We start from the raw sequence: 14896 nt of genomic DNA on the forward strand, positions 1-14896 counted from the left end.
GCCACCATGACTCCTGACGAACTGGCCGCCGTCGGCCTGCGCTACGAGGTGGCCGGTCCGGTCGCCACCATCACGCTCGACCGCCCCGAGGTGCGCAACGCGCAGACGCCGGCGATGTGGCGGGCGCTCGGCGACCTGGGCCGCTCGATGCCCGACGAGGTGCGGGTCGTGGTGGTGACCGGCGCCGGCGGGACCTTCTCCGCCGGGCTGGACCGGGCGATGCTCGACCCGCGCGCCGCCGGTGCGGGCAACGAGACCGTGGCCGGGCTGCTGGCGCTGACCGACCAGGAGATGGCCGACACGATCGGCGCCTACCAGGAGGGGTTCACCTTCCTGCGCGACCCGCGGTTCGTCTCGGTGGCCAAGGTGCGCGGCTACGCCGTCGGCGCCGGGTTCCAGCTGGCGCTCTCCTGCGACCTGATCGTCGCCGCCGAAGACGCGCAGTTCTGCATGAAGGAGTCGGCGCTGGGCCTGGTCCCGGACCTGACGGGAACAAAGCCGCTGGTCGAGGCTGTTGGCTACGGCAGGGCCCTCGAGATCTGCGCCACCGCGCGGATGGTGGACGCCCAGGAGGCCGCCCGGATCGGTCTGGCTCAGGCCGTCGTCCCGGGGGACCGGCTGGATGCCGCCGTGGAGCAGTTGGCGGGCTCGCTGACGGCGCCGATGGTCGGCGCCGTGCGGGAGACGAAGGTTCTCCTCCAGGGCGCCGCCGGGCGTTCGCTGGAGGAGCAGCGCCGACTCGAGCGCGAGGCGCAGGTACGCCGCTTCCGTGAGGTCGCCGGCGGAGCCTGATCCCGGCCGCGACGCCGGTGGCGCCGCAGAGACGAGAAGGAGACCAGGGTGTCCTTGCAGATGGGGATGGGCCCGGCGTGGCGGCACATGCGCAGCGACCGGAGCGTGGCGAGCCAGCAGGTCGACCGTGACACGATGCGGCGGATCCTGGGGTTCGCCCGCCCGCACTCGCGCACCATCGGGATCTTCCTCGCCGTCACCTCGGTCGACGCGGCGCTGGTCGTGGCGACCCCGCTGCTGGTCAAGAAGCTCGTCGACGACGGCATCACCCGCGGCAACGCCGCGCTGGTGGGGTGGCTCGCCCTGGCCATGGCGGGCGTCGCCGTCCTGGGTGCGGTGCTCTCGGTGGTGGGCGGCTACCTCTCCTCCCGGATCGGCGAGGGGCTGATCTACGACCTGCGCACCCAGGTCTTCGCCCACGTGCAGCGTCAGTCGCTCGCCTTCTTCACCCGGACCCAGACCGGGGCGCTCGTCTCACGCCTCAACAACGACGTGATCGGCGCCCAGCGCGCCTTCACCTCCACGCTCTCCACCGTGGTCTCCAGCTCGGTCTCGGTCGTCGTGGTCAGCGTCGCGATGCTGGCGCTCAGCTGGCAGGTCACCCTGCTGTGCCTGCTGCTCTTCCCGCTGCTGCTCGGTGCCTCCCGCTGGGTCGGGAACCGGCTGGCCGGCCTGACCCGCGAGCAGATGGACGGCAACGCCGACATGGGCAACGCCATGACCGAGCGGTTCAACGTGGGCGGGGCGATGCTGCTCAAGCTCTTCGGCCGGCGTTCCGACGAGGACCGGTTCTTCGCCGACAAGGCGGCCCGGGTCCGCGACCTCGGCATCCGGATCTCGCTGGTCACCCGGATCTTCGTCGCCGTGATGCTGCTGGTGCCGGCGCTGGCCACCGCGCTGGTCTACGGAGTGGGCGGACAGCTGGCGATCCAGGGGACCCTGAGCATCGGCACCGTGCTGGCCCTGGCCACGCTGCTGCTGCGGCTGCTGGGACCCCTCCAGAGCCTCAGCAACGTGCGCGTCGACGTGATGACGGCCCTGGTCTCCTTCGACCGGGTGCTGGAGGTGCTCGACCTGCCGTCCACGATCCAGGAGAAGCCCGACGCGGTGGCTGTGCCGCCCGGCGCGGCGCGCGTCGAGTTCGACGACGTCACCTTCCGCTACCCGCGGGCCGAGGAGGTCTCCCTGGCCTCGCTCGAGGGCGTGGCGCGCAGCGAGGGGCCGGCCGGGGAGCTGGTCCTCAAGGGCGTCTCCTTCACCGCGGAGCCCGGCCAGATGGTGGCCCTCGTCGGACCCTCGGGGGCCGGCAAGAGCACGATCACGCACCTGGTCGCCCGCCTCTACGACGTGACCTCCGGTGCGGTGCGGGTGGGCGGCTGCGACGTCCGCGACGTCACCCTGGAGTCCCTGGAGGACGCGGTCGGCTACGTCACCCAGGACTCCCACATGTTCCACGACACGATCCGGGCCAACCTGCTCTACGCGCGCCCGGGTGCCGACGACCGGGAGCTGTGGGAGGCGCTGGCCGCGGCCCAGGTGGAGCGGCTGGTGCGCAGCCTCCCCGAGGGGCTCGACACCGTCGTGGGCGACCGCGGCTACCGCCTCTCGGGCGGTGAGCGCCAGCGCCTGGCCATCGCCCGGCTGCTCCTCAAGGCCCCCTCGATCGTGGTGCTGGACGAAGCCACCGCCCACCTCGACAGCGAGTCGGAGGCGGCCGTGCAGCGAGCCCTGCAGGTGGCACTGGAGGGGCGCACCTCCCTGGTCATCGCCCACCGGCTCTCGACCGTGCGGGAGGCGGACCAGATCCTGGTCGTCGACGACGGCCACGTGGTGGCCACCGGCACGCACGAGCAGCTGCTCACCGCCGGCGGGCTCTACGCGGACCTCTACCGGACCCAGTACTTCTCGGAGCGGGGGGCCTCGTCCGTCTCGTGAGGCTCGAGCCAGGCCGCCCGGCGCGACGATAGGATATATTCTCGCGCGACGTCGGCGCGCGCCGCGTCTTCCCCGGGGGAGGACCCGTGATGAGCTCAGCAACCCGAGGCGTCGCCCTCTCGGCCGTCCTGGCACTGGGGGCGACCAGCGTCCTGGCCCTGCCGCTCCTGCCGGCCGGGGCCGACACGAGCGGCCCGAGCTTCGCCCGCCTCGACGTGGACACCGGGGTGAGGGGCGCGGCATTCACCTCCGTCGGAGAGGTGTTCCCCGGGGAGCGGAACATCGTCACGACGGGCTACGGAGCGCTCGCGAACGGCGTCCCCGCCGGAGGGGGCACGCTCCAGGTCTACCGGCCCGGGAGGGACCTGGCCGAGTGGCACAAGGTGGAGGTCTTCGGCGCGGAGGAGGAGATCATCTTCCCCAACCGCCCGACGGTCGCCGACGTCGACGGTGACGGCCTCAACGACCTGGTGCTGCCCTCCGGCTACTTCTTCGACACCAGCCCGTACAACGACGGGGGCGCCCAGGCGCGCAGTGCCATCACCTGGTGGCGGAACCTCGGGGTCGATGCCGCCGGCAACGCGCGGGGCTTCACCCGTCACGACCTGGTGACGGGGCAGGGGCCGTCGTACCACGGGGTGGAGGTCGTCGACCTCGACGGGGACGACGTCCCCGACCTCGTGACCACGGCCGAGGCCGGCGGGGTCGCCGACGACCAGACTGACGACACCGTGCGGCTGCAGTACCTCCGCGGTCTCGGCGGCGCGCGCTTCGCCGCCCCGGTGACCCTGGCCGAAGGTTTCGGCGGCAGCCTGCCGACCGTGGCCGACGTTGACGGCGACGGACGCCAGGACATCGTCTCCGCCCAGTACTTCAACCTCACCTACACCGACCCGGACGCCGCGTCCTTCATGTGGTTCCGGCAATCAGGGGACGCCTCGTCCGGCCTGACCGCGTCCCACTTCACCCGGCACACCATCGCCACGTTCGGCCAGGCCGGCTTCGGCTTCCAGATCCGCCCGGTGCCGGGGTTCCGGGCGCCCGGCGAGGTCTCCTGGATCGGGACCAACCACCAGGGCCGGTGCTTCGTCCAGCGCTTCCTCTCCACGGTGATCCCCGGCGCCATCGACGTGCCGGAGATGGTGATGGAGTTCGTGCCGGGAGCCGACCCGACGGCGCCGTGGACGGTCAAGGAGCTCTCCGTCCCCCAGACTCCGGCTGCCGACCCGACCGGCTGCGACCCCGCCTTCAACGTCCGCGACTCGCCCGTGCCGATCCACCCGACCGACCACATCACCTCGCGTTCGGCCGCCGGGCAGGCTGCGCCCGGCGTCTTCGGGTACGGGGACGTGGACGGCGACGGGGACACCGACCTCGCGGTCTCGGGCGACGGTGACCGCCGGCTGTTCTGGATCGAGCAGCGTCCCGGCGAGGCCCAGGACACCGTCCTGCACACGCTGACGGCGCCGGGCGAGCAGTTCGGCCAGTCCGGCGGGGGAGTCGTGGACGACCTCGACGGCGACGGCGTGCTCGAGCTCCTCTTCTCCTCGTTCGACACCAACACGGTCGCCCTGTGGACCCGGGCCGCCCCGGCGCCGCCTGCGCCGACCACCCCGTCCGTTGCGCCCACCGTCTTCCCCACCGTCGCCCCCACGGTCGCCCCGACCGAGTCCCCGTCCACGTCCCCGGGCCCCGTAGCACCGCCGCCCCCCGTGGCGGTGACGCACCGGACGAGGCTGAAGGCGAAGGGGCCGGGGAAGCGACCGGTCGCGGGCCGCCCGAGCACGTGGCGGATCAGGCTCAGCGGCACCCACCCGGGCAAGCGCCGCCTGGTCACGGCCACCTTCCGCGCCACGGGGGCGAAGCGGGCCCGCAAGGTCGGGACCGTGCGACTGCGCCCGCGCGAGGGCGGGGGGCACGCGGGTCGCCTGACCTGGCGGCCCCGGCGACCCGGCGTGCTCGTCCTCCGCTACGCCGGCGGCGAGATCTCCGCGCTGGTCGCGGAACGGGCGTCCAAGGCCCGGGTGAGGGTCACTCCGCGCACCCGTCGGTGAGCGAGCGGCCCCGGAGCTGAGCGTCCGGGAGCCCGGAGACCGGGGTCAGACCTCGGCCTTCACGCCCTCGGGGGAGTCGGGCTGCCGCTCAGCGGGGGGCGGCCCCGGGTCGCGCGAGGGACGTCGACGGTCGCGCCACTCGTCGTACATCAGGTAGAAGAAGCCGAAGACGGCCAGTCCGCCGAAGAACCACCACTGCAGGCCGTAGAAGAAGTGGGGGCCCTCGTCGAGCTCCGGCAGCTCGGTCGGGTGGAGCGGCTCGGCCGGCGACGGGGTCTCCTCGTCGAGGGCGACGAAGCCCCCCAGCACCTCGCGGTCGAGCGCCGCGCCGATCTCCGAGCTGCTGATGGCCCGGGTCCGCTGCTCGGTCACCCGGGTGCTGTCCCCGGTCGCGTCCTGGCGGACCCAGCCGGTGATCGTCACCTCGCCGGGCGGGGGTGCCGGCAGGTCGTCCGGCACCTCGCCGCGGTTCGCGGTCGGCCACCACCCGCGGTCCACGAGGAGCGCCGTGCCGTCGGCCAGCTCCAGGGGCACCACCGCGTTGACCCCGGCAGCGCCGTCGCGGGTGCGGTAACGCACGATCACGGTGTCCTCGGGGGCGTAGGTGCCGGTGGCCTTCACGAGCCGCCACTGGTCGCTGCCGGCGGGACTGCCGCCCACCTGCAGCACCTCGTCCACGGCGACGGGCGGCAGCTTCTCGTTGCGCTCGATGATGGAGTTGCGGTCCCGGCGGTCCTCGAGGCGGTGGAACTGCCACTGTCCCAGCTGCCAGGCCAACCAGGAGAGGACGAGGACGGCGAGGAAGAACAACGCCCACCGTCTGCTGGCCAGAAAGCCCCAACGATTCACGCTCCGAGGTTATCCGGCAGGCGAAATGGCGAGGTGGCGGGCCCTATGCTGGCGAGATGGTGCAGGCGCTGCAGGACCTCCACGGCCGGGTGGCCACCGACCTGCGCGTCTCGCTGACGGATCGGTGCAACCTCAGGTGCACCTACTGCATGCCTGCCGAGGGTCTCGACTGGATGCCGGCGGAGGAGACGCTGAGCGACGACGAGATGGTCCGGCTGATCACCATCGGGGTGCGCAGACTGGGGATCCGGTCGGTCCGCTTCACCGGCGGCGAGCCGCTGATCCGTCGCGGCCTGGTCGACATCGTCCGCCGGACCCACGCGCTGGGCGGCGTGCAGACCTCCCTGACCAGCAACGGCCTCGGGCTCCAGCGAGTGGCCTCCGCCCTCGCCGAGGCGGGCCTGGACCGGGTCAACGTCAGCCTCGACACCGTGCGGCCGGAGACCTTCCACCAGATCACCCGGCGCGACCGGCACCACGACGTGCTGGCCGGCCTCGCCGCCGCCCAGGCGGCCGGGCTGGCGCCGGTCAAGGTCAACGCGGTGCTGCTGCGCGGCGTCAACGACGACCAGGCGCCCGAGCTGCTGCGCTGGTGCCTGGCCCAGGGCTACGCGCTGCGGTTCATCGAGCAGATGCCCCTGGACGCCCAGCACGGCTGGCACCGCGACGCGATGGTCACCGCCGAGGAGATCCTCGCCGCGCTCGAGGCGGAGTTCGACCTCCGGCCGGCCGTCGAGCCGCGTGGTAGTGCCCCCGCCGAGCTGTTCCTGGTCGACGGGGGGCCCGGGACGGTCGGCGTCATCGCCTCGGTCACCCGGCCCTTCTGCGGCGACTGCGACCGGGTCCGGCTCACCGCGGACGGCCAGGTGCGCAACTGCCTCTTCGCCCGTGAGGAGTCAGACCTCCGTCAGGCGCTGCGAGGCGGGGCGGACGACCAGGAGATCGCGGCGCGGTGGGTCGCGGCGGTGCGCGGCAAGCGTCCCGGGCACGGGATCGACGACCCGTCCTTCCTCCAGCCCGACCGGCCGATGTCGGCGATCGGCGGCTGATCAGTCCGCGGCGTCGACCGGCCGGTGCGGCACCACGTCGCGCAGGAAGGAGCGAGCGCCGAGGAAGTCGGCGAGGTGCTGCCGGTGGCCCTCGCAGGCCAGCCAGGTCTTGCGGCGCTCGGGGGTGTGCAGCTTGGGGTTGTTCCACTCCAGGCACCACGCCGCCGGCTCCTGGCAGCCCTTGGCCGAGCAGATGTCGAGCGCGGTCATCGCGTGCCCTCCTCGCCGGGGCCGATCCCGCGCGCCCCGGGGGCCGGCGGCAGCTGGCGCTGGGAGTCCGCGGCGTCCAGGGCGAAGGTGTCGTCGCGGGTGTCGGTGGCGTTGGCCAGGACCACGGCCACGTAGGGGAGGAGGACGGCGCCGGCGACGAGGACCCAGCGCAGCCAGCCGGGGCCCACGGCCACGGCCGCGAGGAAGCAGACCACCCTGATGCCCATCGAGATCAGGTAGCGGCGTTGCCGGGCGGCGATGTCGGTGTCCCGACTGGCGGCCGCGGTGGTGATCCGGGTGGGTTGGCCGGACAGATCCTTGCGCGAGGCCATGGGGTTCATCCTACGACGGGCCTGTGCGTCGGCTCGGGCCCGTGTGGCCCGGGCAGGGCCTGCCGGAGGGCTAGAGTCGGTCCATGTCGAATCGAACCTACCGAGTCACCGAGATCGTCGGCACCTCCCCCGAAGGGATCGACGACGCCATCCGCAACGGCATCGAGCGTGCCGGCATGACGCTGCGGCACATCGACTGGTTCGAGGTGACCCAGGTGCGCGGACAGGCCAAGGACGGCCAGGTCGAGCACTTCCAGGTCGGCCTCAAGGTGGGCTTCCGGCTCGAGGACGAGTAGGCCTTCGCCGGGGACTTTTCGCGTACCCCTCGGTAATCACTAGCGTCGTCGCACGTGAGCACCGAGTCCCACGAACCCAGGTCAGTGCTGGTCACCGGCGGAAACCGCGGCATCGGCCGCGCCGTCGCCGAGGCGTTCCTCGCCGCCGGCGACCGGGTCGCGGTGACGACCCGCGGCGGCGGTGCGCCGGTGGGCGCCCTGGATGTCCGGTGCGACATCACCGACCCTGCGGCGGTGGAGGCGGCGTTCGCCACGGTGGAGCAGACCCACGGCCCGGTCGAGGTGCTGGTGGCCAACGCCGGCATCACCGCTGACACCCTGCTGCTGCGGATGAGCGAGGAGGACTGGTCCTCGGTCCTGGAGACCAACCTGACCGGATCCTTCCGGGTGGCCAAGCGGGCAGCCAAGGGGATGCTCCGGATGCGCCGCGGGCGCATCGTGCTGATCTCCTCGGTGGTGGGGCTGCTTGGCTCCGCCGGCCAGGCCAACTACGCGGCGTCCAAGGCCGGCCTGGTCGGGCTCGCCCGTTCCCTGGCCCGCGAGCTCGGCAGCCGCCAGATCACCACCAACGTGGTCGCCCCGGGCTTCGTGGAGACCGACATGACCGCCACCCTCACCGACGAGCAGCGGGAGTCGATACGGGCCCAGGTCCCGCTGGGGCGCTACGCCACACCCGAGGAGATCGCCTCCGCGGTGACCTGGCTCGCCTCGCCCGGCGCGGCCTACGTGACGGGTGCGGTCATCCCGGTCGACGGCGGCCTCGGCATGGGCCACTGAGCGCCCTCCCGCAGGGCACAGCGACAGACAGCAGACAAGAGAGCCGCGACAGTCGGCAGCGAGACATGAGGTGGACGTGATGGGCATCCTGGACGGCAAGCGGATCCTGGTGGCGGGAGTGACGATGGAGAGCTCCATCGGGTTCGCGACGGCCAAGGTGGCCCAGGAGCAGGGCGCCACGGTGCTGATCTCCAACTTCGGTCGCGCCCTCGGGATCACCCGCCGCATCGCCGGGCGCCTGCCCGTCGAGCCGCCCGTTCTCGAGCTGGACGTCACCGACCCCGATCACCTGGCAGGGCTGGCCGCGCAGGTGGGCGAGCACGTGGACGGGCTGGACGGGGTGGTCCACTCCATCGCCTACGGCAACCCCGAGACCCTGCTGGGTGGGCGGTTCCTGGAGGGCCCGTGGGAGGACGTGGCCCAGGCCGTCCAGGTCTCGGCCTACTCGCTGAAGTCCCTGGCGGTCGCCTGCCGCCCGCTGATGGGCGCCGGCTCCTCGCTGGTGGGGCTCACCTTCGACGCCTCCACCGCGTGGCCGGCCTACGACTGGATGGGCGTGGCCAAGGCCGGGCTCGAGTCGACCTCGCGCTACCTGGCCCGTGACCTGGGCCCGGCGGGGATCAGGTGCAACCTGGTCGCCGCCGGCCCCCTCAAGACCCTGGCCGCCAAGGCGATCCCGGGCTTCGGTGACCTCGAGTCGGCGTGGAAGGACCGGGCCCCGCTGGGCTGGGACGAGTCGGACCCCGCCCCCACGGCGCGCGCCGTGGTGGCCCTCCTCTCGGACTTCTTCCCCGCCACCACCGGGGAGATCGTGCACGTCGACGGAGGCTTCCATGCCATGGGCCTGTGACCCTGCCGCGCCCGCGCCCCTCGCACCGCCCCGACCGGCCCTGGCGCCCGTCGGTTCCGGCTGAGAGGCTGTCAGCGTGAACAGCGACCTGAGGACCCTGGTGCTGGTGCGGCACGCGAGCGCGGAGCCCACCGCGCCGACCGACGCCGAGCGGAGGCTGACGCCCAACGGTCGTGCCGAGGCGACCAGGACCGGCCGGTGGCTGGCCGAGCAGGGCTTCACCCCCGACCACGCGCTGGTCTCCGGTGCCGTCCGTACCCGGGAGACGTGGGCGGCGATGGCCGAGGCGGCGGGCTGGTCGCTGGAGCCCGACTACGACGACTCGCTCTACGCCGCCGGTCCCGAGACCGCGCTCGACCTCATCCACGCGGTGGACGCCGCGGTGCGCTCCCTGCTGTTCCTGGGCCACAACCCCACCGTCGGCTACCTCGCCCAGGTGCTCTCCGACGGCACCGCCGCCCCCGACATCGCCCGGGAGATGGCCCGCGGGTACCCGGCCGCGACCGCGACGATCTTCGGTGTCGAGGGGCCCTGGCCCGCCCTCGACGTGGCCGGCGCCGGCGTGGTCGGTTTCCGTGCCGGACGCTCCTGACCCGAACACGCCCGACGAGGTCGCGGCCCTGCTGCGCTCGTCGGGCTCGGTCTTCGCCGAGGAGGAGGCGCGCCTGCTCGTCGACCAGCTGAGCGGCGACGAGCTGGCGACGGCGGTGATGGACCGGATGGCGGGGGAGCCGCTGGAGCACATCCTGGGCTGGGCGGAGTTCGCCGGCCTGCGGGTGGCTGTGCACCCGGGGGTCTTCGTGCCCCGCCGCCGCACCCAGCTGCTCCTCGAGCAGGCGCTGGCCAACCTGCCCCGGCACGGGCTGCTGGTCGAGCTGTGCTGCGGGGCGGCCGCGGTCTCCACCGCGGTGGCGGCCGGCCGGGCGGACGTCTCGGTCCTCGCCTCCGACGTGGACGAGCGGGCGGTCGTCTGCGCCAAGGAGAACCTCGAGCGCTACGGCGGACAGGTCGCGCTCGGCGACGTCGCCTCGGGCATCCCGGACGAGCTCGCCGGGCGGGTCGACGTGGTGGTCGCCAACGCGCCGTACGTGCCCACCTCGCAGCTGGCCCTGATGCCGGCCGAGGCCCGGCTGCACGAGCCGGTCCGCGCCCTCGACGGCGGACCCGACGGGACCCGGGTCCAGGACCGGGTGGTGGCCGCGGCCGTGGGGCTGCTCTCACCCACCGGTGTGGTCATCGTGGAGGCGAGCCGGTCCGAGGCGGAGCAGACCGCCGCCCGGATGCTGTGGCGAGGGTTCGTCCCGGAGATCGTGCTCGACGAGGAGCTGGACGCCACCTGCGTGCTCGGGCGGCGGGTGCGGGCCCCGGGGGAGTGACCCGTAGGGGCGGGCCGGGTCAGAGCGGCGGGGCCGGCGTCACGATCCCGGCCTCCGCGTCGGCCGCCTCGACCTCCTCGCGCGAGATGCCGAGCAGGTAGACGATGGCGTCGAGGTAGGGCACGTTGACGGAGGTGTCCGCGGCGTCGCGGACCACGGGCTTGGCGTTGTAGGCGATGCCGAGCCCGGCCTCGTTGAGCATGTCGAGGTCGTTGGCGCCGTCCCCGATCGCGATCACCGCCCCTCGCGGCACCCCGCAGGACGCGGCGAACTCGCGCAGCGCGGTGGCCTTGCCCGCCCGGTCGACCACGGGGCCGACGATCCGGCCGGTCAGGAGGCCGTCGACGATCTCGAGCTCGTTGGCGCGGGCGAAGTCGATGCCGAGGTCCGCGGCGAGCCGGTCGGTGATCTGGCTGAACCCGCCGGAGACGATCGCGAAGCGGTACCCGAGTCGCCGCAGGGTGCGCACCATCGTGCGGGCGCCCGGCGCCAGCACCAGGTCGCGGTAGACGTCGTCCAGGGCGCTGGCGGGCAGGCCCTCGAGCAGGGCAACCCGGTGGTGCAGCGACTCGGCGAAGTCGATCTCGCCGCGCATCGCCGACTCGGTGACCCGAGCGACCTCCTGCTCCACCCCGGCGTGGGCGGCCAGCATCTCGATCACCTCGCCCTGCACGAGCGTGGAGTCGACGTCCATCACGATCAGACGCATGCTGCGGCGCAGCAGGTTGGCGGGCTGTACGGCCACGTCGACCCCCTGGTTGGCAGCCTCGATGGCCAGCAGGCTGCGCAGCCGCTCGGGCGAGACGCCCGAGACGTGCAGGTCGATCGCGGTGACGGGATAGCGGGCCATCCGCTCGATGCGGTCGATGTTGGCGCCGCTGTCGGCGATCCTGCCGGCGATCGCGGCCATCGCCGCCGCGCGCAGCGGCGACCCGATCACCGTGACGTGGCTACGGCCGGCGGCGCGCCCCCGGTTGTCGCCGGTGCCCCTCTCCACCTCCACCTGGACGTCGAGCTCCTCTCCGAGGCGGTGCACCTGCTCGCTGACCCGGCGCCAGTCGTGGGGCGCGGAGACGAGGAGGCCGAGCACCAGCCGACGCCGCAGCACGATCTGCTCGACGTCGAGCACCTCGACCCCGGCGTGGGCGAGACTGGAGAAGACGGCCGCGGTCACGCCGGGCCGGTCCTTGCCGGTGAGGGTGATGAGCAGGGTCTTCGGGGCGTCCTGGTCCATGGCAGTGCCGAGGCTACTGCGCCGCGCGCCCGCGAGGGCTGGCGGGATCAATCCTCGGGCCAGACCTCCGGGGAGCAGGCTGCGACGAGGGCACGACGAGCCGCGCGCTCGAGCGGTTCCAGGGCGGTCGCCCGGCGGACCATCTCGGCCGCGCTCACCGAGGCGCCGTGGTCCTCGGCCGCGAGCTCGACGATCGCCGAGCACTGCAACCCCCTGGCGGCGAGGTCGGCGCAACGGGGTGGCACCCCCGGGGGCGGGTCCAGGGCGGGGACGTGGTGGAGGTCCATGATCGCGTCCGCCACCTCGGGGCGCCAGCGCGCCACGTCGAGGTCGGCCAGCGCCTGGGCGGTCTCCAGGACGGCGCGGCGCAGTCCGCGATCGGCCTCGCCGACGTCGGGCACCGACCGCCTCTCGGCCGGCAGCACCGTCCAGGTGATGCCCGCGCCGACGGCGTGCGGCACCAGGCCCAGGCCGGCCTGGGGGGCGAGCACCGCCTCCCCGGCCTCGAGGGCCGCCAGGTTGAACGCCGCCGGGCCGCCCAGCCCGAGGGGGTCGCCGTCGACCGGCAGCGCCAGGCCCAGGCCGGTGGCGCCGGCGCGACGCAGCGAGGCGAGCAGGTCGACCAGGGTGCCGTCGAGCACGCTGTGGGCCGAGCCGCCCTCGGCCATCGCGTCGAGCAGGTGGTCGGCCGACGCCTCGCCGCGCAGCCAGGCCGTGCCCCACCACGCCAACGTGGCGGTCTCGGGCAGGGGGGTGCTCACGGGTAGCGAGGCTACCTCCGGGCGCCGAGACCCTCTGGATAGGGTGAGCGGCATGGTCGCCGTGCTGGAGTTCGCCGACGTCTCGGTGCGCCGGGGCGGCGCCACCCTCCTCGACGGCGTCACCTGGTCGGTCGAGGACGACGAGCGGTGGGTCGTCCTGGGGCCCAACGGGGCCGGCAAGACCACCCTGCTGCAGGTCGCGGCCGCCCAGCTGCACCCGACCACGGGGGTCGCCGGCATCCTGGAGGAGGTGCTGGGCACCGTCGACGTCTTCGAGCTGCGGACCCGCATCGGCCTCACCAGCGCCGTCCTGGCCGACCGGATCCCCCGGCACGAGCGGGTGCGCGACGTCGTGGTCTCGGCGTCGTACGGCGTCCTGGGGCGGTGGCGGGAGGCCTACGAGGACCTCGACCACGACCGCGCCGGCATGCTGCTCGACGAGGTGGGGGCGCGCCACCTGGCCGAGCGCACCTTCGGCACCCTGAGCGAGGGCGAGCGCAAGCGCGTCCAGATCGCCCGGGCGCTGATGACCGACCCCGAGCTGCTGCTCCTCGACGAGCCCGCGGCCGGCCTCGACCTGGGGGGCCGGGAGGACCTGGTCTCCACCCTCTCCTCGGTGGCTATGGATCCTGACTCGCCGGCCACCGTGCTGGTCTCCCACCACGTCGAGGAGATCCCGCCCGGGTTCACCCACGCGCTGATGCTGCGGGAGGGCCGCGTCGTGGCCCAGGGTCCCCTGGAGCGGGTGGTGACCGCCGAGGCGCTCTCGGAGACCTACGGCATGCCGCTGATGCTGCAGGTCGAGGACGGCCGGTACGCCGCGCGCCGGCGCGCCGCCCGACGCATGCTCTGACCGGGGCCCGGGCGCCGCCCTACTCGACCGTGACGGTCTTGGTCTCCCGGTAGGGCTCGCCGCCCTCCCCGCCGGACGGGTCGTCCTCGGCGACCTCCAGCACGTAGGTGCCGGGCTCGAGCCGGACGTCGAAGTAGAACGGCGAGAAGGTCATCGCCTCCTCCGCGGTGGTGAAGCCGGCCTCGACCTCCTTGCCCTGCGCGTCGAGCACCCGCCACACGACGTTGGCCTCGACCGCGCTGGCCTCTCCGTTGACCGAGACGGGGGAGGCCACGGTGGCTCCCTCGGTCGGGGACGCGACGGCGACGGGGGCCCTGACGTCCTCGTCGGCGTCGCGGGGGAGCGGCTCGTCCCAGGCGACGGAGCCCCACATCTCCCCGGCCGGCTCGCCGTCGATCAGCAGGCGCACCGACGCCTCCGGGTCCAAGGCCTCGGTGGCGGTCCAGACCAGCTGCTGGGCCATGGCCGCGGCGCCGGGGGCACCGACGTCGGCCTCCCGGGCCTGCGCCGAGAGGTCGACCGTGATCACGCCGTCGTCTCCCGTCGAGGCGCTCAGGACCCGGGTCGCGGGATCCCAGGTGGTGGCGTAGTCGGGGTCGAGGGGGCCGGCGATCATGGCCTCGAGTGCGGAGACGGCCGCCTCGCCGGCCACCGGCTGCGACTCCGCGGCCAGGCGGAGCCCGGCGCGGGTGTCGACGACGAAGTAGGACACGGCGAAGTCCGACGGGCTCCCGTCGGGCGTCTGGCCGCCATCGCCGGGGGAGCCGCTGGGCGTCTCGGCGGGGGTGGGCGAGACCGGGGCCGGGGCAGGGGACTCGGACTCCGTGGCCCTCTCCCCGGAGGTGTCCTCGGCCCCGCACCCGGCGAGCAGCAGGCCGGTGGTCAGAGCGAGGACGGCGAGGCGGGCGGTCCCCCGGGACCGGCCGGGACAGGGCTGCGGAACAGTCGTCATGAGGGGATGCTGCCATCCCCGGACCCGTTCGGTGGGGAGGTGACCGCTGAGCGACCGCCCGGAAGGTGACTCGTGCCGCTCGGGCTAGGGATAGGGTCGGGGCATGGACTGGTTGCGGGAGCACGCGTGGGAGACGTGGCTCGGGGTCGCGGTGCTGCTCGGCGTCGCCGAGATGTTCAGCCTCGACCTCATCCTCATCATGCTGGCGGCCGGGGCGCTGGTCGGCATGCTGGCCGCCGTCCTCGACCTGCCCTTCGCCCTCCAGGTCGTCGGCGCCGCCGCGACCTCGCTCGCCGCGCTGCTCCTGCTGCGGCCCTCGCTCGTCTCCCGGGTCCACGGCGGGCCCGAGCTCCAGCTCGGACACGGCAAGCTCGTCGGCCGGCAGGCGGAGGTGACCCAGGAGATCACGGGTCTCCGCGTCGGCCGGATCAAGGTCGGCGGGGAGATCTGGTCCGCCTCGCCCTACGACGAGAGCCTGACCATCCCGGCCGGGGAGACCGTGGAGGTGCTCGAGATCAGGGGCGCCACCGCGTTCGTCCACCCGGTCGCCCGGCTCGATCCCTGACACACCCCACA

General features: G+C 73.7%; 17 protein-coding genes. 11 read left to right on the forward strand and 6 right to left on the reverse strand.

Annotation, left to right across the window (positions count from 1 at the left end; all coding sequences use genetic code 11):
* Window positions 1-6: 6 nt before the first annotated feature.
* The 3 genes from AC4BGE_RS13245 to AC4BGE_RS13255 all read left to right on the forward strand — a co-directional run bounded on the left by AC4BGE_RS13245 (window position 7) and on the right by AC4BGE_RS13255 (window position 4781).
* Window positions 7-792 (forward strand): enoyl-CoA hydratase/isomerase family protein, encoded by a 786-nt coding sequence (locus AC4BGE_RS13245; protein WP_490575587.1) that lies wholly within the window; start codon window positions 7-9, stop codon window positions 790-792.
* Window positions 793-858: 66 nt separating this feature from the next.
* The gene (locus AC4BGE_RS13250) at window positions 859-2727 is read left to right on the forward strand and encodes an ABC transporter ATP-binding protein (RefSeq protein WP_490571631.1); all 1869 of its coding nucleotides are present in this window, start codon (window positions 859-861) and stop codon (window positions 2725-2727) included.
* An 89-nt stretch (window positions 2728-2816) separates the two neighbouring features.
* A complete protein-coding gene (locus tag AC4BGE_RS13255; RefSeq protein ID WP_490575588.1) occupies window positions 2817-4781 on the forward strand; it encodes an FG-GAP repeat domain-containing protein in 1965 nt (654 codons plus the stop codon).
* Between the two features lie 45 nt (window positions 4782-4826).
* Here the strand turns inward: AC4BGE_RS13255 and AC4BGE_RS13260 are convergent, their stop codons facing one another.
* Entirely contained in the window at window positions 4827-5630 is an 804-nt protein-coding gene (locus AC4BGE_RS13260) for an SURF1 family cytochrome oxidase biogenesis protein (RefSeq protein ID WP_490575589.1), read from the reverse strand.
* A gap of 56 nt (window positions 5631-5686) precedes the next feature.
* Between AC4BGE_RS13260 and moaA the strand changes: the two genes are divergently transcribed.
* Window positions 5687-6679, forward strand: coding sequence for a GTP 3',8-cyclase MoaA (gene moaA, locus AC4BGE_RS13265; RefSeq protein ID WP_490571409.1), 993 nt, complete (start codon window positions 5687-5689; stop codon window positions 6677-6679).
* Here the strand turns inward: moaA and AC4BGE_RS13270 are convergent, their stop codons facing one another.
* Together AC4BGE_RS13270 and AC4BGE_RS13275 are read right to left on the reverse strand one after the other, a co-directional pair.
* The gene (locus AC4BGE_RS13270; protein WP_490571408.1) at window positions 6680-6889 is read right to left on the reverse strand and encodes an acetone carboxylase; all 210 of its coding nucleotides are present in this window, start codon (window positions 6887-6889) and stop codon (window positions 6680-6682) included.
* On the reverse strand, window positions 6886-7221 hold the full coding sequence (locus tag AC4BGE_RS13275; RefSeq protein WP_490575590.1) for a DUF3099 domain-containing protein: 336 nt from the start codon (window positions 7219-7221) through the stop codon (window positions 6886-6888). Before AC4BGE_RS13275 ends, AC4BGE_RS13270 begins: the two co-directional genes overlap by 4 nt.
* An 83-nt stretch (window positions 7222-7304) precedes the next feature.
* On the opposite strand from AC4BGE_RS13275, the gene AC4BGE_RS13280 reads away from it, so the two are divergent.
* The 5 genes from AC4BGE_RS13280 (at window position 7305) to AC4BGE_RS13300 (ending at window position 10520) form a co-directional block, all read left to right on the forward strand.
* On the forward strand, window positions 7305-7517 hold the full coding sequence (locus AC4BGE_RS13280) for a dodecin (RefSeq protein ID WP_490571406.1): 213 nt from the start codon (window positions 7305-7307) through the stop codon (window positions 7515-7517).
* 54 nt (window positions 7518-7571) lie between these two features.
* Complete coding sequence (locus AC4BGE_RS13285; protein ID WP_490571405.1) at window positions 7572-8294, forward strand: beta-ketoacyl-ACP reductase; 723 nt, start codon at window positions 7572-7574, stop codon at window positions 8292-8294.
* 79 nt (window positions 8295-8373) lie between these two features.
* Window positions 8374-9144 carry an enoyl-ACP reductase FabI gene (gene fabI, locus AC4BGE_RS13290; RefSeq protein WP_490571404.1) on the forward strand — a complete coding sequence of 257 codons (771 nt, stop codon included), beginning with the start codon at window positions 8374-8376 and terminating at the stop codon, window positions 9142-9144.
* A 76-nt stretch (window positions 9145-9220) separates the two neighbouring features.
* Complete coding sequence (locus AC4BGE_RS13295; protein WP_490575591.1) at window positions 9221-9736, forward strand: SixA phosphatase family protein; 516 nt, start codon at window positions 9221-9223, stop codon at window positions 9734-9736.
* A complete protein-coding gene (locus AC4BGE_RS13300; RefSeq protein WP_490575592.1) occupies window positions 9720-10520 on the forward strand; it encodes a putative protein N(5)-glutamine methyltransferase in 801 nt (266 codons plus the stop codon). Before AC4BGE_RS13295 ends, AC4BGE_RS13300 begins: the two co-directional genes overlap by 17 nt.
* Before the next feature lie 19 nt (window positions 10521-10539).
* Here AC4BGE_RS13300 and serB read toward each other — a convergent pair whose 3' ends face one another.
* Complete coding sequence (gene serB, locus AC4BGE_RS13305) at window positions 10540-11754, reverse strand: phosphoserine phosphatase SerB (RefSeq protein WP_490575593.1); 1215 nt, start codon at window positions 11752-11754, stop codon at window positions 10540-10542.
* Between the two features lie 47 nt (window positions 11755-11801).
* Window positions 11802-12515, reverse strand: a complete 714-nt coding sequence (locus AC4BGE_RS13310) for an Rv1486c family protein (protein ID WP_490575594.1) — start codon at window positions 12513-12515, stop codon at window positions 11802-11804.
* A 52-nt stretch (window positions 12516-12567) separates the two neighbouring features.
* Between AC4BGE_RS13310 and AC4BGE_RS13315 the strand changes: the two genes are divergently transcribed.
* Window positions 12568-13368: an ABC transporter ATP-binding protein gene (locus AC4BGE_RS13315; RefSeq protein ID WP_490575595.1), complete on the forward strand. Its 801-nt coding sequence runs from the start codon at window positions 12568-12570 to the stop codon at window positions 13366-13368.
* Window positions 13369-13387: 19 nt separating this feature from the next.
* Here AC4BGE_RS13315 and AC4BGE_RS13320 read toward each other — a convergent pair whose 3' ends face one another.
* Window positions 13388-14320, reverse strand: coding sequence for a Gmad2 immunoglobulin-like domain-containing protein (locus AC4BGE_RS13320; protein ID WP_490575596.1), 933 nt, complete (start codon window positions 14318-14320; stop codon window positions 13388-13390).
* A 103-nt stretch (window positions 14321-14423) separates the two neighbouring features.
* Here AC4BGE_RS13320 and AC4BGE_RS13325 point away from each other — a divergent pair, with 103 nt between their 5' ends.
* Window positions 14424-14885, forward strand: a complete 462-nt coding sequence (locus tag AC4BGE_RS13325) for an NfeD family protein (protein ID WP_490575597.1) — start codon at window positions 14424-14426, stop codon at window positions 14883-14885.
* The last annotated feature ends 11 nt before the right edge of the window (window positions 14886-14896 follow it).

This window comes from Nocardioides sp. Z50_6 (assembly GCF_058215755.1).

Excerpts from the sequence above, each read along its gene's own strand:
- AC4BGE_RS13255 (WP_490575588.1), top strand. The coding sequence starts at position 2,817 with ATGAGCTCAGCAACCCGAGGCGTCGCCCTCTCGGCCGTCCTGGCACTG.
- moaA (WP_490571409.1), top strand. The coding sequence starts at position 5,687 with ATGGTGCAGGCGCTGCAGGACCTCCACGGCCGGGTGGCCACCGACCTG.
- AC4BGE_RS13275 (WP_490575590.1), bottom strand. The coding sequence starts at position 7,221 with ATGGCCTCGCGCAAGGATCTGTCCGGCCAACCCACCCGGATCACCACC.
- AC4BGE_RS13325 (WP_490575597.1), top strand. The coding sequence starts at position 14,424 with ATGGACTGGTTGCGGGAGCACGCGTGGGAGACGTGGCTCGGGGTCGCG.
- AC4BGE_RS13245 (WP_490575587.1), top strand. The coding sequence starts at position 7 with ATGACTCCTGACGAACTGGCCGCCGTCGGCCTGCGCTACGAGGTGGCC.
- serB (WP_490575593.1), bottom strand. The coding sequence starts at position 11,754 with ATGGACCAGGACGCCCCGAAGACCCTGCTCATCACCCTCACCGGCAAG.
- AC4BGE_RS13320 (WP_490575596.1), bottom strand. The coding sequence starts at position 14,320 with ATGACGACTGTTCCGCAGCCCTGTCCCGGCCGGTCCCGGGGGACCGCC.
- AC4BGE_RS13280 (WP_490571406.1), top strand. The coding sequence starts at position 7,305 with ATGTCGAATCGAACCTACCGAGTCACCGAGATCGTCGGCACCTCCCCC.
- fabI (WP_490571404.1), top strand. The coding sequence starts at position 8,374 with ATGGGCATCCTGGACGGCAAGCGGATCCTGGTGGCGGGAGTGACGATG.
- AC4BGE_RS13270 (WP_490571408.1), bottom strand. The coding sequence starts at position 6,889 with ATGACCGCGCTCGACATCTGCTCGGCCAAGGGCTGCCAGGAGCCGGCG.
- AC4BGE_RS13250 (WP_490571631.1), top strand. The coding sequence starts at position 859 with ATGGGCCCGGCGTGGCGGCACATGCGCAGCGACCGGAGCGTGGCGAGC.
- AC4BGE_RS13315 (WP_490575595.1), top strand. The coding sequence starts at position 12,568 with ATGGTCGCCGTGCTGGAGTTCGCCGACGTCTCGGTGCGCCGGGGCGGC.